Source organism: Methanocorpusculum sp., assembly GCF_030655665.1.
Classification (GTDB): domain Archaea; phylum Halobacteriota; class Methanomicrobia; order Methanomicrobiales; family Methanocorpusculaceae; genus Methanocorpusculum.
Genome location: NZ_JAUSPQ010000005.1, coordinates 45,055 through 67,941, shown reverse-complemented (window position 1 = coordinate 67,941; position 22,887 = coordinate 45,055). Strand labels below are relative to the sequence as shown.

23 protein-coding genes and 1 tRNA gene are annotated in these 22,887 nt (G+C 49.5%); 14 read left to right on the top strand and 10 right to left on the bottom strand.

What is annotated here, in order from left to right; all coding sequences use genetic code 11:
• Window positions 1-3: 3 nt before the first annotated feature.
• Window positions 4-936, bottom strand: a complete 933-nt coding sequence (locus Q7J08_RS03200) for an AEC family transporter (protein WP_304910248.1) — start codon at window positions 934-936, stop codon at window positions 4-6.
• Between the two features lie 64 nt (window positions 937-1,000).
• On the opposite strand from Q7J08_RS03200, the gene Q7J08_RS03195 reads away from it, so the two are divergent.
• Entirely contained in the window at window positions 1,001-1,537 is a 537-nt protein-coding gene (locus Q7J08_RS03195) for a hypothetical protein (protein WP_304910247.1), read from the top strand.
• Window positions 1,538-1,648: 111 nt separating this feature from the next.
• Here Q7J08_RS03195 and Q7J08_RS03190 read toward each other — a convergent pair.
• Window positions 1,649-1,722 (bottom strand) — tRNA-Ile (locus tag Q7J08_RS03190).
• Between the two features lie 106 nt (window positions 1,723-1,828).
• Between Q7J08_RS03190 and iorA the strand changes: the two genes are divergently transcribed.
• The 5 genes from iorA (at window position 1,829) to Q7J08_RS03165 (ending at window position 7,970) form a co-directional block, all read left to right on the top strand.
• A complete protein-coding gene (iorA, locus tag Q7J08_RS03185; RefSeq protein ID WP_304910246.1) occupies window positions 1,829-3,613 on the top strand; it encodes an indolepyruvate ferredoxin oxidoreductase subunit alpha in 1,785 nt (594 codons plus the stop codon).
• Window positions 3,610-4,191: an indolepyruvate oxidoreductase subunit beta gene (locus tag Q7J08_RS03180; RefSeq protein ID WP_304910245.1), complete on the top strand. Its 582-nt coding sequence runs from the start codon at window positions 3,610-3,612 to the stop codon at window positions 4,189-4,191. Before iorA ends, Q7J08_RS03180 begins: the two co-directional genes overlap by 4 nt.
• A gap of 213 nt (window positions 4,192-4,404) precedes the next feature.
• On the top strand, window positions 4,405-5,292 hold the full coding sequence (locus Q7J08_RS03175) for a DUF2971 domain-containing protein (RefSeq protein ID WP_304910244.1): 888 nt from the start codon (window positions 4,405-4,407) through the stop codon (window positions 5,290-5,292).
• 208 nt (window positions 5,293-5,500) lie between these two features.
• Window positions 5,501-6,115 (top strand): carboxylesterase, encoded by a 615-nt coding sequence (locus tag Q7J08_RS03170; protein WP_304910243.1) that lies wholly within the window; start codon window positions 5,501-5,503, stop codon window positions 6,113-6,115.
• Window positions 6,116-6,404: 289 nt separating this feature from the next.
• Window positions 6,405-7,970 carry a cache domain-containing protein gene (locus Q7J08_RS03165; protein ID WP_304910242.1) on the top strand — a complete coding sequence of 522 codons (1,566 nt, stop codon included), beginning with the start codon at window positions 6,405-6,407 and terminating at the stop codon, window positions 7,968-7,970.
• Window positions 7,971-8,082: 112 nt separating this feature from the next.
• Here Q7J08_RS03165 and Q7J08_RS03160 read toward each other — a convergent pair whose 3' ends face one another.
• The 5 genes from Q7J08_RS03160 to Q7J08_RS03140 form a co-directional block, all read right to left on the bottom strand.
• Complete coding sequence (locus Q7J08_RS03160) at window positions 8,083-8,226, bottom strand: hypothetical protein (RefSeq protein WP_304910241.1); 144 nt, start codon at window positions 8,224-8,226, stop codon at window positions 8,083-8,085.
• A 115-nt stretch (window positions 8,227-8,341) separates the two neighbouring features.
• Complete coding sequence (gene argB / locus Q7J08_RS03155; protein ID WP_304910240.1) at window positions 8,342-9,229, bottom strand: acetylglutamate kinase; 888 nt, start codon at window positions 9,227-9,229, stop codon at window positions 8,342-8,344.
• On the bottom strand, window positions 9,226-10,389 hold the full coding sequence (gene argJ / locus Q7J08_RS03150; protein WP_304910239.1) for a bifunctional ornithine acetyltransferase/N-acetylglutamate synthase: 1,164 nt from the start codon (window positions 10,387-10,389) through the stop codon (window positions 9,226-9,228). Before argJ ends, argB begins: the two co-directional genes overlap by 4 nt.
• Window positions 10,386-11,378 (bottom strand): N-acetyl-gamma-glutamyl-phosphate reductase, encoded by a 993-nt coding sequence (argC, locus tag Q7J08_RS03145; protein ID WP_304910238.1) that lies wholly within the window; start codon window positions 11,376-11,378, stop codon window positions 10,386-10,388. Before argC ends, argJ begins: the two co-directional genes overlap by 4 nt.
• A gap of 35 nt (window positions 11,379-11,413) precedes the next feature.
• Window positions 11,414-12,343: an ADP-ribosylglycohydrolase family protein gene (locus tag Q7J08_RS03140; protein ID WP_304910237.1), complete on the bottom strand. Its 930-nt coding sequence runs from the start codon at window positions 12,341-12,343 to the stop codon at window positions 11,414-11,416.
• Window positions 12,344-12,444: 101 nt separating this feature from the next.
• On the opposite strand from Q7J08_RS03140, the gene Q7J08_RS03135 reads away from it, so the two are divergent.
• Both Q7J08_RS03135 and Q7J08_RS03130 read left to right on the top strand, forming a co-directional pair.
• The gene (locus tag Q7J08_RS03135; RefSeq protein ID WP_304910236.1) at window positions 12,445-13,278 is read left to right on the top strand and encodes an RNA-processing protein; all 834 of its coding nucleotides are present in this window, start codon (window positions 12,445-12,447) and stop codon (window positions 13,276-13,278) included.
• Window positions 13,275-13,877 carry a fibrillarin-like rRNA/tRNA 2'-O-methyltransferase gene (locus Q7J08_RS03130; protein WP_304910235.1) on the top strand — a complete coding sequence of 201 codons (603 nt, stop codon included), beginning with the start codon at window positions 13,275-13,277 and terminating at the stop codon, window positions 13,875-13,877. Before Q7J08_RS03135 ends, Q7J08_RS03130 begins: the two co-directional genes overlap by 4 nt.
• Window positions 13,878-14,277: 400 nt before the next feature.
• On the opposite strand, the gene Q7J08_RS03125 is transcribed toward Q7J08_RS03130, so the two are convergent.
• The gene (locus tag Q7J08_RS03125; RefSeq protein WP_304910234.1) at window positions 14,278-15,249 is read right to left on the bottom strand and encodes a DUF475 domain-containing protein; all 972 of its coding nucleotides are present in this window, start codon (window positions 15,247-15,249) and stop codon (window positions 14,278-14,280) included.
• 100 nt (window positions 15,250-15,349) lie between these two features.
• Here Q7J08_RS03125 and Q7J08_RS03120 point away from each other — a divergent pair, with 100 nt between their 5' ends.
• Window positions 15,350-15,949, top strand: coding sequence for a DUF2115 domain-containing protein (locus Q7J08_RS03120; RefSeq protein ID WP_304910233.1), 600 nt, complete (start codon window positions 15,350-15,352; stop codon window positions 15,947-15,949).
• Window positions 15,950-16,007: 58 nt separating this feature from the next.
• A complete protein-coding gene (locus tag Q7J08_RS03115) occupies window positions 16,008-17,273 on the top strand; it encodes a cation:proton antiporter (protein WP_304910232.1) in 1,266 nt (421 codons plus the stop codon).
• Here the strand turns inward: Q7J08_RS03115 and Q7J08_RS03110 are convergent.
• Window positions 17,270-19,108: a YgiQ family radical SAM protein gene (locus Q7J08_RS03110; protein WP_304910231.1), complete on the bottom strand. Its 1,839-nt coding sequence runs from the start codon at window positions 19,106-19,108 to the stop codon at window positions 17,270-17,272. The two genes, Q7J08_RS03115 and Q7J08_RS03110, sit on opposite strands and share 4 nt — an antisense overlap.
• A gap of 487 nt (window positions 19,109-19,595) precedes the next feature.
• Between Q7J08_RS03110 and Q7J08_RS03105 the strand changes: the two genes are divergently transcribed.
• Complete coding sequence (locus Q7J08_RS03105) at window positions 19,596-20,108, top strand: DUF2178 domain-containing protein (RefSeq protein WP_304910230.1); 513 nt, start codon at window positions 19,596-19,598, stop codon at window positions 20,106-20,108.
• A complete protein-coding gene (locus tag Q7J08_RS03100; RefSeq protein WP_304910229.1) occupies window positions 20,098-20,289 on the top strand; it encodes a helix-turn-helix transcriptional regulator in 192 nt (63 codons plus the stop codon). The genes Q7J08_RS03105 and Q7J08_RS03100 overlap by 11 nt, the downstream gene beginning before the upstream one ends.
• A gap of 74 nt (window positions 20,290-20,363) precedes the next feature.
• Here Q7J08_RS03100 and Q7J08_RS03095 read toward each other — a convergent pair whose 3' ends face one another.
• Window positions 20,364-21,032, bottom strand: a complete 669-nt coding sequence (locus Q7J08_RS03095; RefSeq protein ID WP_304910228.1) for a DUF120 domain-containing protein — start codon at window positions 21,030-21,032, stop codon at window positions 20,364-20,366.
• A 107-nt stretch (window positions 21,033-21,139) separates the two neighbouring features.
• Between Q7J08_RS03095 and Q7J08_RS03090 the strand changes: the two genes are divergently transcribed.
• Window positions 21,140-21,850, top strand: a complete 711-nt coding sequence (locus Q7J08_RS03090) for a helix-turn-helix domain-containing protein (protein WP_304910227.1) — start codon at window positions 21,140-21,142, stop codon at window positions 21,848-21,850.
• Window positions 21,844-22,887 carry a hydroxymethylglutaryl-CoA synthase gene (locus Q7J08_RS03085; RefSeq protein ID WP_304910226.1) on the top strand — a complete coding sequence of 348 codons (1,044 nt, stop codon included), beginning with the start codon at window positions 21,844-21,846 and terminating at the stop codon, window positions 22,885-22,887. The genes Q7J08_RS03090 and Q7J08_RS03085 overlap by 7 nt, the downstream gene beginning before the upstream one ends.

The following is a 22,887-nucleotide window of genomic DNA, read 5'->3' as shown; positions in this document are numbered from 1 at the left end:
ATCTCACCCTGTCAAAAACACCGCCAAGAGTGGTAGGGTCACCAGACAGAGCAGCGTTGAGATACAGATACCCTGGGCCGCAATATCTGGATGAGCTTTATGTTCCTCTGCAAGCAGCACTGTATTTACTGCCGCCGGCATCCCTGCCGTTACCACGATGATTCCCAGAATCAGGGGGTCGTCGATGAACTGCGAGAAGATCAGATATATCAGGGTCGGCATACCCAGAAGACGGATCGCCGCAACGATATACTGCCGGACATTTTTGAAGATCGCGGCAAACTTCAGCTGGGCGAGGAACCCGCCCGTCACTACCAGAGAGAGCGGTGTCGTAACATTGTTCAGCAGCTCCAGAGAACTGTAAATGGGGTCAGGGATCGAAAACGACGTCAGGAAGAAGATCAGTCCCAGGATCGTTGAAAGAAACGCCGGATTTAACAGGAGTTTCGGATCGAACGAGATCTTCCCGTTATCTTTCTCCTGTGCTCTCAGGAGCCATATGCCGACCGAGTACGTCAGTATGGTAAAGGGAATATTAAAGATCGCCGCATAAAAAATCGCGTCCTGTCCATACAGCATCGCAAGGATCGGGAATCCCATGAACATCGAGTTCGAGAACATGAGCATGAACCGGAATACGCCGTACTCTTCCTTTTTTGCCCGCATCAGAATGGGAGCGAACCAGGCAACCAGAAACGCAACCCCGTAGTAAGCAAACGCTGCTAAAATCAGATACTCCCCCTTCATGAGAACTTCGTTCGTGAAAGGAATCTGCATCGAGAAGATCACCATCGCAGGAATACAGATATGCAGAAGGAACTTCGAGAGGGAAGAGACGGAAGCGTCGTTCAAAATCTTGATCCTTCGTGCAAAGTATCCGACTCCTATCAAAAGAAACAGGATGAGAATCTGGTTCAGGGCGATGAAATAATCCATTATTCTTGTATACAGATAGCACAAGGCACGTAGTTAATCTATCGGGACGGTCAAACTATACTGTATGGACCCTATTGTAGAACAGGGATTTGACCGTCTCCTGGATGTCATCAAAGAAACAAAAGCAAAACAGCAGGATACCGCTGACCTGATCGTTAAGGAGGACAAGGTCCTTCTCGAAAATATGATCTCGGCCGTTGTTCCGGTGGTACAGGCAGTTGGCTCACTTTTCCTGCAGAAAGCAAAACAGGATGCCAAAGGGGATCTCTACGACCAGATGTATTACCCTGACAAAATGATCATCCTCGGGAAATCCGAGACCCCCGTAAGTTTCCGGCCGGATGATCCCAAAAAACAGGTCACTCAGCAGTTCTGTGTGGCATCGGAAAAGGGTGTCCTTTATGAACTGATGTTCTCGACCGACGGTTTTGTGGTCGATACCTATGCCTCGCCCCTTTCAACGGAAGATGCTCTTGCTTTCTACGGCTACGATATCCTGTACATGCTCTTCTCGGCGATCCGGGATTACTCCCTCGCGGAAGAGGATCTCCTCGACGCACTCAGTCTGACCCTCGGCTTTCTTCAGCAGAAAACGACCTGAACACGGTCATACCCAAAACCTGTTCTCTTTTTTCGATACGTTTATGGAAGCGCACGCGTTGCAGAAACAGAAACCAGGATCACAGAAACACAACAAAAATCAGAAAAATAGTGGGCCCGATGAGATTCGAACTCATGACCTCCCGGTTATCAGCCGGGCGCACCACCTAGCTATGCTACGGGCCCCCTTTTACCTTACTACATAGGATGTTGCCATATAAATAGGTTCTGAAATCCATTTCCTGCCTCTGACGTAGCCTTATTCTCTTATCATGCCAAACATTATGGAGATATGGCAGATGAGACACCCAAGAAATACCTCCTTGGAAATGACGCTATAGCCCATGCTTGTCTCGAAGCGGGCGTTGACTTTGTTTCCGGGTATCCCGGGACCCCGTCATCCGAGGTAGTTGACCGACTGCGTGCCGGAAAAGATCCCTGGTACTACGTAGAATGGTCAGTTAACGAAAAAGTCGCGTTCGAAAATGCTCTGGCTGCAAGCTGGTGCGGCCTTCGGTCGATTGTGACGATGAAGCATGTCGGTTTGAATGTCGCGGCGGATCCTCTTATGACCTCGGCCTACACCGGGACGAAAGGTGGGTTTGTGGTTCTATCGGCTGACGATCCCTTCGCGCACAGTTCGCAGAACGAACAGGACTCGAGGATGTATGCGAAGTTTGCCCAGATCCCGTGTCTGGATCCCTCTTCCGCTCAGGAAGCGCATGACTTTACGAAAACCGCATTCGAACTCTCCGAAAAGTTCTCTCTCCCCGTTCTTCTTCGTCCAACCACGAGGATCTGCCACTCAAAGGGTGATGTGACTCTCGGTACGCCGACTCCTTCAACCCGGAAAGGCGAGTTTGTCAAGAACCCGAAGCAGTACGTCGTGATCCCGGCAAACACCCGTCCCCTTCATGCGATCCTCACGAAAAAACAGCCAGAGGTCGCAAAATACTTAGTGGAGGCAGGTCTCAACTCTGCAGAGATCCGCGGGAAAAAGGCGGTTATCGCCGGAGGAATTTCCATCTCCTATGTCGAGGAGATCATCCCGGATGACGTTTCGTTCATCAAAATCAGTGCATATCCGATCGACCGGAACTGGCTTCTGGGCATCCTTGCTCAGCACACCGAGGTCCTCGTTGTGGAAGAGCTTATGCCGGTCATCGAAGAAGCGGCACTCCAGGCCGCGTCCTCGACGATCGTTCATGGAAAACTTGACGGTTATCTCCCTCATGAGGGAGAATACTCCCCCGCCCTGATCGCCGGAGCATTTGAAAAGGTCGGTTTTGCGAAAAACACCTTCCCTGCCTCACCGGAAATGACCCAGGTTGCGGTCCGTCCGCCGATCCTCTGTGCAGGATGTCTCCACCGCTCGGTTTTTTACGCAATAAAAAAGGTCTTCAAAGACGGCGTGTTCCCGTCCGACATCGGCTGTTATACGCTCGGTCTCCAGCTCGGAGCCGTCGACACGACGATCTGTATGGGAGCTTCGATCACGGTCGGCTCGGGCATTGCCCACTCCTGCCCGGGAACCGACGTGGTCTCGACGATCGGCGACTCGACCTTCCTCCACACCGGAGTGAACGGGCTCATCAACGCGGTGTACAATAATACGAATCAGGTCGTGATCATTCTGGATAACCGGATCACCGCCATGACCGGCCACCAGCCGAACCCGAACACCGGTCTGACTGCGACCGGCGAAGAGTCACCGAAGATCTCACTCGAGGAACTGGCGAGAGCCTGCGGGGTCTCTTATGTGGAGTCGGTCGATCCGTATGATCTGACCTATCTTCTTGCCACTCTCCGGGAAGCCAAGGAAAAACCCGGGGTGAAGGTCATCATCGCCAAACAGCCCTGCGTTATCATGAACAAACGGCTCGGGATCAAACGAAACCGGTACGTCGTGGATGCGGAAGCGTGTACAAAATGCGGAGCCTGCCTGAAGTACGGCTGTCCGGCGATCGAGACAGATGAGACCGGCGCCGCAAAGATCACCGCTCTTTGTACCGGCTGCGGCGTTTGCGCGGACATCTGTCCGGCGGGCGCGATCCACCGCGGAGGTGCGAGACAATGAAAAAGAGTTTTGATGTTTTGATCGTCGGTATCGGCGGGCAGGGGACGATCCTTGCCTCGAATGTTCTGGGCGACGCCTGCGTGATCGAGGGTCGTCATGTCCGGGGAGCCGAGACACATGGAATGTCCCAGCGCGGAGGTTCGGTGGAAACACACATCCGGATCGACGGCAAGTTCGGTTCTCTGATCGCTCCGGGCACCGCAGATCTTCTGATCGCATTCGATGTCCTTGAGGCGGTGCGCTATCGTCACTTCCTCAAACCTGACGGCGTGATGGTCGTGAACCGTGAGATAGTTGTCCCGACCTCGGTCTTTTCCGGAAAACAGCAGGTTCCGACCATCGATAATGTCGAGGCCGAACTGAAAGCTGGTACGGCAAAGGTGATCCTCGTAGATGCTACGGGTATTGCTGCCAAGGCCGGAAATCCCCTTGCGGCAAACATCGTTCTTCTCGGTGCGGCTTCACATAAACTCCCGCTTGCCGTTGAATCCCTGTCCGAAGCGGTTCGCCGTAACGTTCCGCCCAAGACCATCCAGATCAATGAAAAGGCATTCGATCTCGGAAAAGAGGCGGTATAAATTTCTCCCTTTTTTAGTTGAACTTAGACAACAGCCCTTTGAAAATTATCTCGCTCTTCATCTCGTTGGACCCTGTAATAATTTATACCACAATATTGTTGAGAATTATTTGTTACTTTTTTATTCGGGGTTACTGCATCTCCATGTGAAGATGACTAAGATGGGTAGGTGGTGACACGACACTTAATAAAAGCTCAGGTAAATCATCATATCATGTATAATTCTGAATGGGTGAGGAACTTTTATCGATTATTTTTTAATGACGATGTTGATAAACGAAATGAAGGTTGCCAATTACTCCAAGAAAATCGTCCGAAAATATTTTGTAAATATCTCAAACCCAAATATGCGGAACAATTTATTAAAAATCAAGCACATTGGTTTGCACATCCAAAAATTTATTCAGATAAATTTGATGGACGATGGTATCGGTTCCCAATTTCCGAATCATATAACGAGGAGGAGAGAAGGATTGTAACCGAGTTTCAAAATCTGAGTATCAATGACGAGAAAAATGTTCTGAGATCAACCCTGAAGCTCTGTTCTTTCACAACTAATCCACTAAATCCAGATATGTGGTGCAACTATGCAGATAATTCTAAGGGTATCTGTGTTGAATATGATGCAACCTGGAATAAGACATGGTGGGGGTATTCACAACCATGTCTCTATGAACGTTTATATCCGATGATTTATCTGGATGAACCAGCTGATCTGTCAGATTTTGTAATTAATGGAGATAATGAGGGTTGGATCCATCCAGTTAACGGACGAATGTTTCTCTGGTATTTTGGTATCCTCATATCACTCCTTAAATCCTCAGAATATCATGTAGAAGACGAATGGCGTGCATTCTTTTTCGAACCATTCATAGGAAATCCAATGTATGACGAGGATGAAGTTGTAGATCCTCTGCAATATGGTGTGTATTATCCAGACTATACCAACCCCAAAAATATCTACCTAGGTGAAAATATCGAAGATAATTTGAAAGATGATATATTAAAATATACAAATTATTTGTGCACTAACCTTTATCAAGTGAATAACGTAAACGGGAAACTTCTCTGTACATTACTACCCAATCCAGAAACATCATAATAATGGAAAATAGAATAAATGAAGTTTAGATTTCACCATCTTACAAAAATATGGGGTTGCTGAAAAATCTCATATTGTTAATAAAATCATGAAGGTAGGCAGGTAAATGTTACAAAAATCCGTCACTATCCAAAATAAAACCATCAGCATCCCGGCGATTCTCTGGGGAGAACATACCTGAAACCTCTATCTCGCCGTGCATGGAAACATGTCGAACAAAGCGGATGAGCCGATCGTGATCTTTGCCGGGGAAGCGGTCAAAAAAGGATATCAGGTCCTGAGTTTCGATCTTCCCGAACACGGGGAACGTTCGAAAAAAATGTATCCCTGCAAACCTGATACGTGCGTGAGCGATCTGACGGCGGTCTATCAGTATGCCTGTTCTATTTCGGACCATATCAGCTTTTTCGGCTGCAGCATGGGGGTGTATTTTGGTATGCTGGCATATCAGGATCTGCCGGTCGAACAAAGCCTGTTTCTCTCTCCCGTGATCAGTATGGAACGGATCATCGACGATCTCATGACCGGCTTTCAGGTAAGTGAACAGATGCTGAAAGAAAAACAGGAGATCGTCCTCCCGATCGGGATAACGCTCTACTGGGATTATTACTTTTATGTAAAAACCCACCCAATCGGCGCCTGGAATGTGCCAACCGGTATTCTTTACGGCAGGAACGATGACCTGGTGCCGCTGGCTGAAGTGTCCGCTTTTGCAGAAAAGAATTCGGCCGTTCTCGAGATCGCGGAAAACGGCGAGCATTATTTTCACACGAAAGAACAGCTGGTAGCTTTGAGAAACTGGCTGAAAAAGAGCTTGTCTTAACAGTTTTCTGACAATGCATTATTATTTATTTTTCCAGTTTTTCCATAGTTTTACCTCTATTATCATGATTATTCATGGAGATATGCAGCATGTGTGCGACTCCCATAATGCTTAACTATAATTACTGCACATCCATATCAGTATATGAATAGTGGTGATAAGATTGGCCCGACATGCATTTTCAATAATCCTCCTCCTGTGCCTCACAGTACTTCTTGTGTCTGCTGCCGGCTGCATAACCCCCAGCCCAACTGATCTAAAACCTGTGTCTGATGAGCAGATAAATGAAATGAACGACGCCCTGACCCCGGTTATCCAGATCATTGAGGCTGAGATGGAATCTGTTACTTCCTCTTTGTGGAATACGGCCCGCGAACTGGATGGTATCCCGGCAGATGATCCTGCAGTGGAACTCGCATTATATAAACTCAGGAGCGAGATCCCGCTCTCGGTCGAGATAGGCAGATTCGACAGGAACAATACGCTGATCTCCACGACCAGATACCTTGATCCGTGGTGGGTCCCGGGCGTAACCAAGTCCAGGCTCAATTATCCGGTGGATGTACTTGAAGCCGCTGGATCTTCCTGTATGGTCTCGGATTTCTATCAATACCAGGATGGGGACCGCGGGCTTATGATCATCACACCTGTGTATGATGCTAATGGTGAGTATGACGGCGTCCTCAGGCTTTCCTATGATATAGATAGTTTATTCTCCGGACTGACTGAGTATCTCAAGAACGAATACGGCTATACGTTATGGGCCATGCATACCACTAGTCTGATGTTCTATGATGAAAATGCCGCAGAGATCGGAAAATACCTGACGGACGATCCCTCTTTTCAGACGCCCGAACTCCAGAATATGGTGAATACTGTTCTGACGAATGAATCCGGGAACATCTCCTATCACTTCTACGATACATCCAGAGTTGAAGAAACACAGATAAATGCAGTTTGGAACACGGCGTTTATCGGACCCGAAAAGGAGTGGCGTGTTGTTCTTACCGATAATGTTCCCGAAAGCGCGGGAACCGGCGGATCCAACGTCAGTGTGGAGGAGCTGAAGAGTTTTGTCGAGAATGCCTACGTGTATGCAACTAAAGTAGGTAAGACAGCAGCTCTTGCCGCATTCAATGATCCAGACGGGGAATATATAGACGGCGAACTGTATATTTTCGCCTATGACATGAATGGTACGGTCCTGGCACTCCCGCATCAGCCGGATCTGATCGGGGAAAACCGCTGGTATCTGCAGGATACGACAGGCATCAAGTATATCCAGCGAACGGTCGCTCGGGCAAATCTTGGCGGCGGATTTGTGATGTCTCTGTATGAAAATCCGGCCAATAATTTTGTGAGCGAGATGAAGTTATCCTATGTGATGGCCATTGATGATACATGGTTCATCGGTTCTGGTATATATCTGGAGGATCAGCCGTTTTCGAATACATCGTATATTGACTGGCAAAAGCGTGAGGAGCTGGTCAGTCAGGTGAGAGGTATGGATTATCTCACAATTATTGAGGGGATCCCTGCAGTAACGGATCTGATCAATGATCCAAACAGTGATCTGAACGGACAGGGGGGGTTGTATCCGTTTGCTGTTTCGGAAAACGGCACGATACTGGCATATTCGATGGATCCGTCTTTGGTCGGGACGAATCAGCTGAGTATGAGTAATTCGTATGGTATGTCGATCATACGTGAGGGTATTTCTTTGTCGCAGGAAGGCGGCGGACTGATGTACAGCAAGGTCTGGGATCCGAAGACGATGCAGGAAACCTATGTCCTGATATATATGGAGCCGGCGGACGATTCGACATATTTCGGCAGTATGCTGGTTATCGATTGAATGATTGTTGGAATATCATCTATTTTTTGATTTTTATTCTGAGATCTTAATGATCAGGGTTCCGGAATATATCTCATAATACACAAAATAGAAAAAATAATATTTCCTGCCTTTACTTCATAAGCAGATGGTTTGCCAGTTTGATAAACAGACACTCTCCCGTACTCAGCTCATAGAATGTATCGGCTTTTTTATCGATTTTTGCATCGGCACGCCAGAATTTGCACTGCTTGCCCATGCATCTCTCTTTTGTCATCGGACAAATAAAACCCATTACTGAGAACTAGGACCGCAGGTAATAAATATGCATCGAAATTCAATTTCATTGATGGGCAGGATATCCATCCTAAAAAAAGATTGGGTATTTTCGTTTATAACGAGATCATCGAGGCAGTGATCATCGTACCGACTCCGTCATTGGTGAACAGTTCAAGAAGCAGATTGTGTTCGGAATTCCCGTTCAGGATGTGTGCTCCCTCAACACCATGACGGACCGCGTTTACGCTTGCCTCAAGCTTCGGGATCATCCCGCCGGAAATTGTGCCGTCCGACATCAGTGCATCCACATTTTTCAGCGTGAGTCTGTGGAAGATCTCGGTCCGGTCTTTGTTCATTACCCCGTCCACATCGGTCAGAGAAATCAGTTTGAACGCCTTTAATGCGACGGCGATCTCTCCGGCCATTGTGTCGGCATTAATGTTCAGGTCGTTTCCTTTCCGGTCGAGAGCCAGAGGTGAAATTACCGGGATATACCCTGCATCCAGCAAAGTCTCAAGAAGCTTTGAGTCGATCTCCTTCACATCTCCAACAAAGCCGAGATCCACCTCCACCTCCTCATCACCGACCATCATCTTTCTGAGAGGCATCCTCTCTGCAATGACCAGACCGCCGTCGTTTCCTGAGATGCCCACGCCTTTTGCACCGTTCTTTGCGATCATCGAAACGATCATGTTGCTGATTTTTCCAGCAAGGACCATCTGGGCGATCTCAAGTGTCTCCTCATCCGTCACGCGAAGACCGCCGACAAACTTTGCCTCTTTACCAAGGGCCTTCATCTTCAGCGTGATCTCCGGTCCGCCGCCGTGGACGAGAACGACACGCATTCCAACGTAGTGGAGCAGAACGGCATCCTGAACGACCGAGTTCATGATGCCCGGATCGACCATAGCATGTCCGCCGAGTTTGATTACGATCGTTTTTTTGTGGAACTTCCGGATGTACGGAAGTGCCTCCATTAGCACACTTTGTCTATTGTTCATGTTGTATACTTCCCGTTGATCTCCACGTATTTCTCCGTGAGGTCGCAGCCCCACGCGGTGGCTTGTTTGTTTCCTGATTCAAGCATGAGGGTGAAAACCACGTGGTCGCCTGCCATCGCGGCTTTTGCCCGTACTAGGTCCGCCACAATAACACCATTTTTCACTAACTGGGTTTCGCTCTCCCCCTCACCGATCGAAAGAGAAAGCTCCTCGACCGTGAACTCAACGCCGGCGTATCCTGCGGCACAGACAACTCTGCCCCAGTTTGGATCTTCGCCGTAGACGGCACTTTTCACGAGAGGGGAGGTGATGACTGATTTTGCGATTTTTTCTGCGTCACGTTCACGTTTGCAGCCGTACACCTTGACTTCAAGCATTTTCGTTGCGCCTTCTCCATCTGCTGCGATCTGCTTTGCAAGACTGATGCAGACAGTTTCAAGCGCTTTGGAAAACTCGCTCACCGGGACATGTCCCGCTTCTCCGGTTGCTGTACAGAAGAGCGAGTCGTTTGTGCTTTCATCTCCATCTACGACGACCCTGTTCAGACTCCGTTTCACTGCAGACTTCAGGCTGGCCTGAAGCTGTTTTGCCGGGATCTCCGCATCGGTGTACACGAACGAAAGCATCGTTCCCATGTTTGGGGCGATCATGCCGGAGCCTTTACAGATACCCGCGACCGTAAATCCTTCGCGGCGCACAACTGCATGCTTTTCCCGCGTGTCGGTCGTCATGATTGCCTTTGCCGCCGCGGTTTCCGCCTCTGGGGAGTGTGCGAGTTGGCCGGCAACGTTTCCTGCCTGTCTTCTGATCAGGTCAAGATCAAGGTATCGTCCGATCACTCCAGTACTTGCGACCCCGCACTCGAGTTCGCTGATCCCGAGTGCCTCTGCCCCGATCGCTGCCATTTTTTCTGCGTCGGAAAGGCCCTGCTTCCCTGTATAGGCATTGGCACATCCCGAGTTCACAATGATGCCTGCGAGTTTTCCGCGTTTGGTCCGCTCCGCCATCAAATTAACGACAGGGGCACGGACCTTGTTTTTCGTGAAGACTGCTGCCCCGGTTCCGGATGCCTGGATGAGAGCAAGGCCGTACTTCCCCTCTTTCATACCCCAGGCGTTCACCCCTTCCACGGCGCAGATGCTTCTGAACTCTGCGGTCATGGGAACATCCCCGGCATTCTGATACCTTCGGCTTCGTCAAATCCGCACATGATGTTCATGTTCTGGACCGCCTGACCTGAGGCTCCTTTCACTAGGTTGTCTATTGCCGATACGGCAACAAGTCTTGTCCCGTCATTTTCAAGTTCGAAGTTGATGTCGCAGAAGTTCGAACCTCTGACCCCTCCGAGTTTTGCAGGCTGCAGTCGGACAAAATGTTCGTTTTTGTAGAAGTCCTGATAGAGTTTCTGTATCATTTCCAGCTCCATTGGTTCATTGAAGAGAATATGCGCAGTTGTTATGATCCCCCTTATAGCGGGGAGGAGGTGTGGGGTGAAGTAGACATTTGCTTTCGATCCGAGGAATGCTGCCTCCTGACGCATCTCCGGCAGATGTCTGTGGGATGTTATTTTATAGGGAAGGATGTTTTCAGCAACGTTTGGGAAGTGTGTGGTTTCTGAAATCGAGTCGCCAGCTCCGGAAACTCCGCTCTTTGAATCATAAATTATCGTGTGGGCAAGTTTTGCAACCGGAGCTGCCGCAAGGGTCGCCCCGGTTGGAAAACAGCCCGGGTTTGCAACAAAACTTGCGTTTTTTACATCTTTGCGGTGAAGTTCGGGAATACCGTACGGTGCTTTGAAGTAATCAGAGTGTTTCACTCCGTAGGTTTTTTCATAGATCTCTCTTGGCAGACGATAATCCGCGGAGAAATCAACCGTTTTTATACCGCACTCTTTCAGTTTACCGGCATACTGCATGGCAGCGGTATGAGGAACCGCAAGGAAAACAAAATCCGCGTCGATGTTTTCAACATCAGGATTTGTGTACTCAAGGTCAATGAGATTTTTCAAGTGGATGTGATCTTTGGTTACCGGGGTGCCTGCCAGTTTTCGTGACGTGGCACAGACTATGTCTGCTTCCTTGTGCGTCAGCAGCAGTCTGATGAGGTCGCCCCCGGCATAACCGGATGCTCCGATAATCGCTATATCCATACGTAAATTATTGGTTTACAACTAGTTTAAAGATGTTATTCCCCGGACTCTTCGTCCGGGGTTTTAGCTTCCCGGTTCATGAGTTTTTCTGCAAGATCTGCAAAGATCCCCGCCCGTTCAAGTGTGGGGATAAGCTCCCCCGGGAGGGCCGATATTCCGAATCTGGCCCCGCAAAATGCTCCACACAAAAGTGAGGCCGTATCGGCATTTCCCCCGCAGGTGGAGGATATCCCGAGGAGTTCACGCGGAATATAATATCGTCTGCAAAAGAAGACTGCAAGGGGAAGTGTATGGTATATTGAGGAGGAGTTTCCAAGAATACTCACGGCATCAGGTGTGGGCATGCCGGTCTGCTCGATTCTGATCGCATTGGCTATTTTTCCTGCGAGCATCGGATCCATATTTTCTGCCGCGGTCCGGAGTGCTGCAAATCCTGCCTCTACATCACTTGTTTCAAGAAGGGTGTTCAAAAGAAGGGCGCATCCAATCACGCCCGCGTGTACGCCGGGGTGCGTGTGGGTCACCGTACAGGCAGCCAGAAGATCTTTTGCCATCTCCTTTCGGTCCCTGTATGCGAGAGCAAAGGGAATCGCGAGGCCTATACACCCCGCACTGTCTGAGTATATTCCCGATCCGGTGAGGTTTTCGGTTTTTTCCATCTTTTTGCATGCGGCAAAAATGGTCCCGTCCGGGTATCTGAATTTCTGTAAGGTATAGGTTTTGAGAAGTTCTTTTGCGTAATCGGTGTTGTTCCAGGCACCTTCTGCGAGGATCCGTGAGGCTATGAGGATCAGCTGTCCGTCGTCGGTGTACTGGCCCGGGAGGAGATTATGATTCGGATGACCTTTGTGTGCCTTTCCAAAGGTCGGTTCTGTTGAAAAATGTGCGGTGGTCGTCTCGTGCGGCATCCCGAGAGCGTCACCAAGGATAGCTCCGATAAGACATCCTTTGTATCTATTGAGCATGATGTATTATTGAGAGGGGTTAATGTTAACTGTTATGGTTGGTTTCCGGTAGTTTCGATCCCTCAGCTATCTATATCCCCGCAAACCTCCCACATTAGTATATGCACTGGTATGGGGAGGCCGGAGAAATATCGATAGATCCGGCGGAATGCGAAGAACGGATACTGAATACTGCCACAATACCGTCCGTCCTTTGTAACTGGGAAGATCTTCGAGATGCCAGACTGATCTCAACCAGGGAAGAATACATCCGGGCAGTCAGGGAGGTATCCATTTTCCTCGCAATGAAAGGGATCGCCGCGGATCTTGATAAAAAAGACGCCGCTCTTCTCCAGATGGTCCGGACCCTCGACGAGATGGATGATGTGATCAACCTCCTCACGGAACGGGTGACCGACTGGCATGCGGCGATAACGCCCGGAACGTCCCATAAATATACTCGGGCAAATGGTCCCCGCCTTGTTCAGAAAATTGCAAAGTCCGGCAGTCCCTCTTTAAAGCGTGTGGCACGGGAGATCCTCTCTCTTTCCGGAGTCAGGACCGATCTGATGAAGGAGGTTTCCCGGGAGGCAATGACCGTTATCCCGAACATGAGTGCTCTTGTCGGCGGCCTTGTTGCCGCACGGCTTATCTCCCGTGCAGGCGGTCTTGAGTCAACAGCAAAAATGCCGGGTTCATCCATACAGGTGATCGGTGCCGAGTCGGCCCTCTTCTCTCACATCAGGACGGGTTCGTCTTCGCCAAAACACGGCATCATCTTTCAGCATCGTCGGGTCCACAATGCACAAAAGGAAGTTCGCGGAAAGGTTGCCCGTCAGCTTGCGGCGAAACTTGCCATCGCCGCCCGTCTGGATCTGTATCGGGGCGAACTGGATGCTGAATTTGTTGATCAGGCGAATGCAAAGATCGACAAAATTTTTGGAGGAGAGTTATGATCGACATAAAAGGCACACTCGTATCTGAAGGCTCAGGAGGAGTGTATAATGAGCGCATGCTTGGGAACTTCCGCGTTTGGGACCCGTACCGGAGTAAACTTGCCGCCCTCTGGTATCTGGACAAAACGACCTCCCTTGGCAAGGATGAGGTCGTCCTTTATCTAGGAGCCGCGAACGGCACGACCGTTTCCCATGTCGCGGATTATGTGGAGTCAGTTTACGCAGTAGAGTTTGCCCCCCGCCCGATGGAGGATCTCCTCGCGGTCGCAAAGAAACGTAAGAATATCGTTCCGATCTACGCGGATGCGACCCGTCCTGTTCGATACGCCGCTCTCCTCGAACCAGCGGATATGCTCTATCAGGATGTTGCCCAGCCGAATCAGGCGGGCATCGCGGTGAAGCATCTGCCGTTTATAAAATCCGGCGGCCGTCTCGTTCTCATGCTGAAAACGCGGAGTGTGGATATCAGAAAGTCTGCCGATGAGGTGTTTGCCGACACGTGTGCGGAGCTGAAGGAAGGCGGATACGTGGTGGAGAAAAGCGTATGGCTCGATCCCTATCACAAAGATCACGCGGCTATCCTCTGCAGAAAGCTCTGAGCTGCCGTGAGGGGAGGGGTGGTTACGGGCTGGGCGTGAACAATTCCCGGTCTTCTTTTTTGATTTGGAGGGAGATATGAGGCTGGATTTTTGATGTTTACGTGTTTACGCGATTTTGGGAAATGCAGAGGGTTTTGGGGTTCAGAAAGTCTGCTGGGCGTTTTCCTCTCTTACGTAAATTTCGTTTTAATTATATTTGTATTTTTATTATATTGGGTATTTTTTGAAAAAGAGGGAGATCCACAGGTTTTTAATGTTTACGCGGTCTGCGTAAACTTCACGTAAAGTATGTGAAGTATGAGTATATAATATTCAAAATGGGACTTACTCGGTGTAGTGTCAATCTCCCTTCCGAATTGGATTGAGGATAACACCGCGGAAATCCTCTCTAAAAAAATAGTTACTCTTTTCTCGGCGCCGGACAGGTTCCGTAATCATGCTTCTTGATTTTTCTCAGAGAGAGTCCGAAGAAGACTGCAACGATGGACACTGTAAGGATGGGAGCGATCCAGATCGGCAACTCCAGACCGAATCCTTCCGAGCACATGATGATACCCAGACAGAATATAGAGTACATCGCTCCGTTTTTGAGATAGGCATATTTCCGGATACTGTCAATGTTTCGAATCGTCAGTTCACGGACCACTAATGCCCCGAGGCCGTTACCAATCAGGATCAGAGGGACCGACATGGTGAATGCAAATGCGCCGACGACTCCATCTATGGAAAATGTCGCGTCGATCACTTCGAGAAGCATCAGTTTACTGATCTGGGATTTGTGTCCCGCTTCATCCGGATTTTCCGTCCCCTTCTCAAGCTCCAGAGTTTTGGCATCAGCAAACAGACGGAATCCCTGCATGATGAAAAAGATCGCCGAACCCGCGACTGCTGCGACGGCGAGGAACGGGTTTATCTGGACAGTAAAGTAAACTATTGCCAGAAGAATGATCGCGGCCGCCGCATAAAACCAGGGTCCGGTTTTCGAGAAAGCGAGTTCTCCAGGAACTATGCAGTTCTTCTGCTCTGCCATGAACCAGTGCAGAAACAGAAAAACCATAAACACTCCTCCTGCGAGAAGGAGAAACGGAGCGCTCTGCTCGATCGCGAGAGCCGCCGTCTCGTCGCCGGAGAAGGTCGCGGTAAGCGCTCCGATCGGACCTAGCGAGGGGGCTGACGCCCAAATAATTGCCCAGGGCAGAAGACCGCGGACGCCGAACACCGCGATGATAAGACCCCATGTAAGGAACCAGCGGCGGGCCCAGGCCTTCATCGTCGATAAAATATCCGCATTGATTATGGCATTATCTATGCTGGCAACGGTCTCGAAGGCAACAAGACCGATGATGACGACTACAGCGTAGAGAATGTCCATGAAAACTACACTGTATTCGACCTGTCGGAATATAAACATGTACTGTTTTCCGGGACACAGATATTATAGGCTCCGGGTCCAATGGTATAATCATCAATCAATGGACATCTTTTCACGTTCCGCTTCATCCTCCCGCAAATTCATTGATGAGACGGTGACGGCTCTTCTTTCTGCAGAGTCGAATCAGGCGGCGGCAGAAATTATCGGCAGGGCATTGTCCGCCTACACGGTTTTTGATCTGCAGTACATCGGCGGGCATCTAAAGTGTGAGGTTGACCGACTCCCGAATCCGTACCGCCGGATGTACAAACCGTTCTGTATGGATTTGCTCGATCAGTACCATGAGTTCATGCAGGATTACCGACCCGGTATCGTTTGTTCCGGTCCGCTCTCCGATCTTGATCTTTGGAAAAAATACTGGGTCGATGTTCCAGAATATTGTTTTCAGAATGTCGGTCCTTCGGAGAACTCCCTCCCTACCCAGAATCATCCCTTGTCAAAATTTTTCTACCGTCTGGTGTTTGCCTATGTCATGTTCGTGAAGGGGGGCTGCGGTCATCCTGTCGGCATGCCGTTTCCGGGAGGACTTCGGATCCGGCAGGTGGGAGACATTGTTTACTGCCCGATCCGTGACCGGGAAAAGGATCTACCTCAGGCGTTATGTAATTTCTGCCCGGCAAAACAGGATCCGGATTACTAGAATTCAAAGTGTTTAAGAGAAATTCTTTTTACTAGCACAACCTAAATTCAAGATACTTATGTTGGAAGAACTCATATCCACCATCGAATTCCAGATGAGTCTTCTGTTATTCGTGGCATTGGGAGGTTATCTTCTCGCGACACGGATCCACCAGTCCGCGGTTATCGGCGAGATCCTGGTAGGTCTTATCGTTGGTCCGAGTGTCCTCGGACTTATTACCTATACGGACTTCGTTCAGAGTCTCGCCGGACTTGGCGCAATTATTCTGCTGTTTGTGATAGGATTCGAGTTTGAACTGCGTGATATCACCAACTGGCGATATATCTTAATTGCTTTCATAGGAGTTGTTGTTCCATGGGTCGGCGGGTATATCACCGCGGTCTTTTTCGGCATGGACTTTTACAGTGCCATTTTCATTGGTACCGCGTTGACCGCCACCAGTATCGCGATCACGGCAAATGTTCTGCGGGAGATGGGCAAACTCCATCAGCCGTTCGCGAAAGCGATCATCGGGGCTGCGGTCATCGATGATATCTTAAGTTTGATCGTGCTTTCGATTTGTACTGATCTTGCCTCGACCGGTGAACTTGTTCCCCTCGGAATCGGTCTCACCGTTATCAAAGCATTCGGTTTCGTAATCATTGCGGCAGGAGTGGGTGTCAAAGTTATTCCTCTCCTGATCACCAAGATGGATGAAACAAAGATCGCCCGACAGTTCCCGGAATTTGTGTTCATCTTTGCGATGATGATCGCATTTTTCTATGCAATGATGGCTGAAATGGTGGGGATATCCGCTATCGTCGGGGCATTCCTTGCAGGTGTCTGTGTGAACAGAGTCAGTCTGAAGCATAGTATGGATATCAAACTCGGCGCCGAGTATCTGTATATCATCTTCGCGGCGATATTCTTCGTGTCACTCGGTATCATCGCAGATTTACGATATCTGACTCAGGATATGATATTGTTCATCGCGATCCTGACGATCGTTGCTGTTATCACGAAAGTTTTCGGCTGCGGTATCCCGGCCAAATTAACAGGGATGAGTTGGCGAGACTCGGCGCTCATCGGGTTTGGGATGACCCCTCGCGGGGAGGTGGCCATGATCGTTGGCCTTATTGCACTGAATCGGTTTGAGGAGATGGCGGCCGCAGCTATAGACCCCCTAGAGGCGGAGCATCTTCTCCAGTTAGGAAACGAGCTGTTTATCGCGATCGTGGTGGTCTCCCTTGTGACGACGGTGATCGTCCCGATGATTTACAGAGGATTCTTCTTCAAGGGAGAAAAGCCCAAAGCTCTCGCCTGTGAGCAGGATTCAAAGACTTAAACTCTTCTTTTTTTCGAGCTGCCTGATTTTTTTACCGGGGGCAGACCTTTGTTAGGCACCAGGTCCCCGATCAGGTCACTTCTTCCTGCCTTCAAAAGTCCGGAGATGACATAATCATACTGTTTCGGATCTTTCCACTGAAGAAGGGCTCTCTGGATCCTTTTCTCATCTCCGAGGGGGACATGGACTTTTTTCCCGGTCATAGGGTCGAGTCCGGTGTAATACATCGCCGTTGAAAGGGTCATCGGAACCGGAGTAAAGTCCTGGACCTGTTCGGTGTACATCCCCTTTTCTCTGAGATAGAGGGCAAGGGTGACCATGTCATCTATCCGGCATCCGGGATGAGATGACATCAGATACGGCACGAGATACTGTTTCTTCGTTTTGTCCTTTTGGAGGGCATCGAACCTTTTGCAGAAGGCATCAAAGACCGCTTTTCCCGGTTTGTTCATCAGCTGCGTTACCCGGTCGCTGATATGTTCGGGTGCAACTTTCAGGTGGCCGGAGATGTGGCGTTCGGTCAGCTCTTTCAGGTATTTGTCCCCGTCTTCTGTTTCGGGAATGAGATCGTATCTGATTCCCGAGCTGATGAAAACATGTTTGACTTTTCTGATCGCCGATACGTGTCTGAGCAGGGAAATCTGTTCGGTTGTGCCCAGCTTCAGCGAAGGGCATGCCGCACAGTTTTTGTCGAGACAGGCCCCGTTTTCCTCCCAGTTTGCACAGCTGCAGGCATACATATTCGCGGACGGTCCGCCGAGATCCGAGATCGTTCCCCGAAACTCCGGCATTTTCGCGATCCGCTCAGCCTCTTTCAGAACGGATTCCTCACTTCGTGAGACGATCTCTTTTCCCTGATGATGGGTGATGGCGCAAAATGAACAGGCGCCAAAACACCCGCGGTGGGTGGTGATGGAAAATTGGATCGGGGTGAGTGCCGGGATCGGTTCTTTGTATGCCGGGTGCTGTTTTCTTGTGTACGGCAGTTCGTAGATGATATCGAGTTCCTCGCTTGTAAGGGGACGTGCCGGAGGATTCTGGACGACGACGGTCTTCGGGTGGGGCTGGATCAGCGTATCTTTAGAAAGATGCTGGATCTTAAACGCTTCCGCATAGGTTTCCTTGTTTACTACTGCCGGGTATGCGGGAAGTATGGTCCCGGCCGGAGGATTTTCCCGGAACGCTGCTATGCTCATCGTGTAGCAGGTGCCTCTGATATCCGTGAGGTCTTTGACGCTTTCGCCGGTTTTCAGGCGTTCGGCGATCTCGATCATCTGGAGCTCACCCATTCCGTAGACGAGAAGCGAGGCGGGAGCATCCGCAAGGATCCCCTGTTTGACCGAGTCGCTCCAGTAATCGTAATGAGCGAGGCGTCTGAGACTTGCTTCGATCCCTCCAATGATTATCGGGGTGTCTTTGAACAGACGATGAAGTATATTTGTGTAAACAAGGGTCGTTTTTTCCGGGCGGGTGGGTTTTCCACCGGGTGAGTATGCATCGTCATGCCGGCGCCGGAGTGCAGGGGTATAGGCACTTACCATCGGATCGACGGCTCCGGGAAGTACGGCGAAGAAGAGGTTTGGTTTTCCAAACTGTGTGAAGTCTGTTCCTTCTCTGTCTTTCCAGTCGGGCTGGCTTATAATGGCAACGGAGAATCCTGCGTTTATCAGTGTTCGTCCAAGGAGTGCGGCGGCAAATGACGGATGATCAACATAGGCATCGGCCGATACAAGGATGATGTCAGGTTTAGTCCTGCCGGTATTTTTCAGCTCTTCTGCGGTTATTGGGAGATAGCGCGGCTGGTCGGTGAGGTTTCCGGTGGTGATTGAAGGCATTCTTATCCGTATGATGTGTGCTGTACGGTGATTAAGGTTCACGAAAAAAAGGTCCCCGTTCAGAATGTATATATGGTTAAATGAATTATATACGTGTTAATGAAGAGTCGGTTTTATTGATTCTTCAGGACACAGACAACACAGATTTTCCCATATAGAACCATACACACACCAGCGAACCCCGAATCAGGTCCACACCACCATAAATGATCCGGGGATTTTTTTCTTCCTGTCCGGCACCAGGTAGATTTTGCTCAAAAACGGAAACTATATATTACATTATGTAAAATACATTATACGCTGAAGTATGGGCTGGACGGGGATCGCCCTCTCATACTTCAGTACACACAACAGGAAAAGCAGAATCAGATTTTTTCTCATACCACCATACAAAAAAAACGCCCGCCCCATCCCACACACAACGGGGCGGGTTTTTATATTTTGCAAATCCTTATAGTGTTCAATTAACATAAAGTAGGACTAACTGATGAAGAAAAATACGTTCTATATTATATACGGTCTTATTGCCGTCTCTCTGCTTCTTTTATTCTGGCTGTCGATAGAACTTTCGAGTCCGCTGATCATTGCGGCTTCTGTTATTCTCGCAGCGGTGCTTTTCTTCGTTCTGAAAAAACGTGTTACCGACATCGTTCAGGATGAACGGACCATTTTGATCGATATGAAAACCGCGTCTGCGACGATAAGAGCCTCGGTCGTTCTTTTCCTGACCGTGAATCTTGCTACGATCGTGTATGTTTTCAGCGGTCCCCTGGGTTTTCAATCATTTACCTATCACCGTTCAAATGATTCGATGCTCCCCGTCGGGGGGTTTGAATCCGTATCGTATTTTCCCGTCCCGCCTGAGACGATCCCGATTTCACAACTCGGATTATTTGCCGTACTGCAGCTTGTGATGATCATTGCGGCACTCTTCATCTATGTCGGATTCAGGTTCTATTACGCCCGTAAGTTCGGGGTATGGGGCGAAGATGAAGAATAAGATCAAGGTTTACCGGGCTATGCATGATCTGACGCAGGATGCTCTCGCAAAAGAGCTGGGTGTGACCCGCCAGACGATTCTTGCCATAGAAAAGGGTAAGTATGATCCGTCCCTTGAACTGGCGTTTAGGATCTCCAGATATTTTCACACAACAGTCGAAGATGTATTCTCCTTTGACTGATACCTGATTTGGTTCAGGTGCCGATTTTCTTTTCCCGTATGTGAACACGGAATTGTGCTAAAAAAAGTTATGGTTTATCCAACGACCACAACGACTTCACTGTTTTCTTTCAGGTCCAGGGCGTCACGGAGATGTGTTCCGGAAATTACCTCAATAATCTCTTCCGGGTGATGGGTCCGACCGGGCACGACTATTGCGCACGAAATACCGGATATCGTGCATTTGATACAGCGTGCCTCACCAAACATGCGGTGTTCATCTTTGAACCCGGGAACAATCGTCCATTCCAAGGAGTCCATCCGTTTTCTGACCAGAACACTTTGCGGGTTGAGTTTTATATTGAGCGTCCCCGGATACGGAGTAAATCCGCAGAGTTTTTCGAACTGTTCCTGATAGTGGGGGATGGACATATAGTACCTTCCTTCGCCGACGCCTAATATGACGGTACCAGTAAGGATATACTGCTCATCTTTTACATCGAATATTTTACTGTACTCGGAGAATTCCCGCCGGAGATGCTCCTCTCCGGATCGTGTCACGAGAACGAACTGACCGGTCGACTCTGCGGTCCGTGAAATCATCTGTGCTTTTTCGAGTGACTGAAGTCTGCGTGATGCGGTCTGCTGGCTGATCCCGAGCTGGTCTCCCAGAGCCTGTGTGGAAAGGCGTACTGGTCCTTTACACCCTCCAAGCAGGGCAATTCGCCGCAGACAGGCCGCATCTTCAGCATCTATCGTATACATAACCCAGTGTTGGAGTGGTTACTATTTATGAGTTAGTATCGGTTGTATTCGTGTATTGACGAATTCGACAACCAGCTTTTTATGTAAGTAACGAAATACAGATAGGTATGAAGCCGGTACTTCGCCAGCAGCTTGCCGAAAAGATGGCAGGCGAGATCACCCTCTCCGATTCACCCGGAAAAGCCCTGAAAAAATGGCGTACAAGTTTTCAGATAGCTCCGGGAGTACTCGCAGATCATCTTGGAGTTTCTCCATCCGTTATCAGTGATTATGAGAGCGGCAGGAGAAAAAGTCCAGGAACTGGTGTCGTTGGAAAAATCGTAGACTCGCTTCTGAATGTTGACGAAGAAAATGGTGGGACATACATCAAAAAGTATGGCAAACTCCTGTTCTCGGATTATGATGACGAGGTCATTTATGATATTCATGACTTCGCGACCTCTATCCCGATCAGGGAATTATCGGAACAGATTGAATGTACCCTCATCTGCGGCGATCTTGATTCTCAGATTTTTGGCTACACTGTTATTAACAGTACGAATGCCATTCTGAATCTCTCTCCCAATGAGTTCAACCGCATTTATGGATGGAGTACCGAACGCGCTCTGATTTTCACGGATATTTCGACCGGAAAATCTCCAATGATCGCGATCCGTGTCACTCCGTTCAAACCCCCGTATGTAATCCTTCAGGGGATAGATGAGGCACATGTCAGCCCGCTCGTCAAAAAGCTTGCAGAAAAAGATCACATTACCGTTCTCTGTACGCCCCTGGGAGTTCAAGATCTCGTTACACGTTTAAGGAAAACACAATGGTAGGCATAATCACCTACGGGGCATACATCCCCCGTTTCAGAATAAAAGTCGAAGAGATTGCCCGTGTATGGGGAGCGAACGCCGCGGAGATCACCGGCGGTCTTGGCGTTTTAGAAAAAGCCGTACCCGATTACGATGAGAACACAGCCACATTTTCTGTTGAGGCTGCCCGCTCGGCTCTGCGCCGACGTCCAGTGGACCCTGCCGATATCAAGGCAGTCTATGTAGGATCCGAGTCACATCCGTATGCTGTTAAACCGACCGCAGTCACGGTCGGAGAGGCAATCGGTGCAACACCCGTTATGACGGCAGCAGATTACGAGTTCGCCTGTAAGGCAGGAACTGCCGCCATTCAGACCGCGATGGGCCTGGTATCATCAGGAATGATGAAGTATGCCGTCGCGATCGGAGCGGACACTGCTCAGGGAGCACCCGGCGATGCACTAGAATATACGGCTGCTGCCGGAGGAGCGGCATACGTTATCGGTAATGATGATCCGATAGCGGTTATCCATGACACCTGCTCATACTCCTCGGACACGCCGGATTTCTGGCGGCGCGAAGGAGAGGATTATCCCAGACACGGAGGAAGATTCTCCGGGGACCCCGGGTACTTCAAACACACCCTTGGGGCTGCAAAAATGATGATGGAACTTCGCGGAACGAAGCCTTCCGATTATACGCATGCAGTCTTCCACCAGCCGAATGCCAAATTCCCGCAGAAAGCTTCACAAATGCTTGGATTCACGAAGGAACAGATCAAGGCCGGTCTTCTGGCCCCCACACTTGGAAACACCTACAGTGGTGCCGTTCCCCTTGGCCTCGCAGCAATTCTTGATGTGGCAAAACCCGGTGACCGGATCTTTGTTACAAGTTACGGCAGCGGCGCAGGATCCGATGCCTTTGACATTACCGTGACCGACGCGATTTTGAATAAGATCGACCGGTCCCAGGGTCCGACCGTTGAGAAGATGCTTTCCACAAAGAAGTATCTTGACTATGCAGTGTATGCCCGGCATAAGGGCAAGATCCGGATGTGA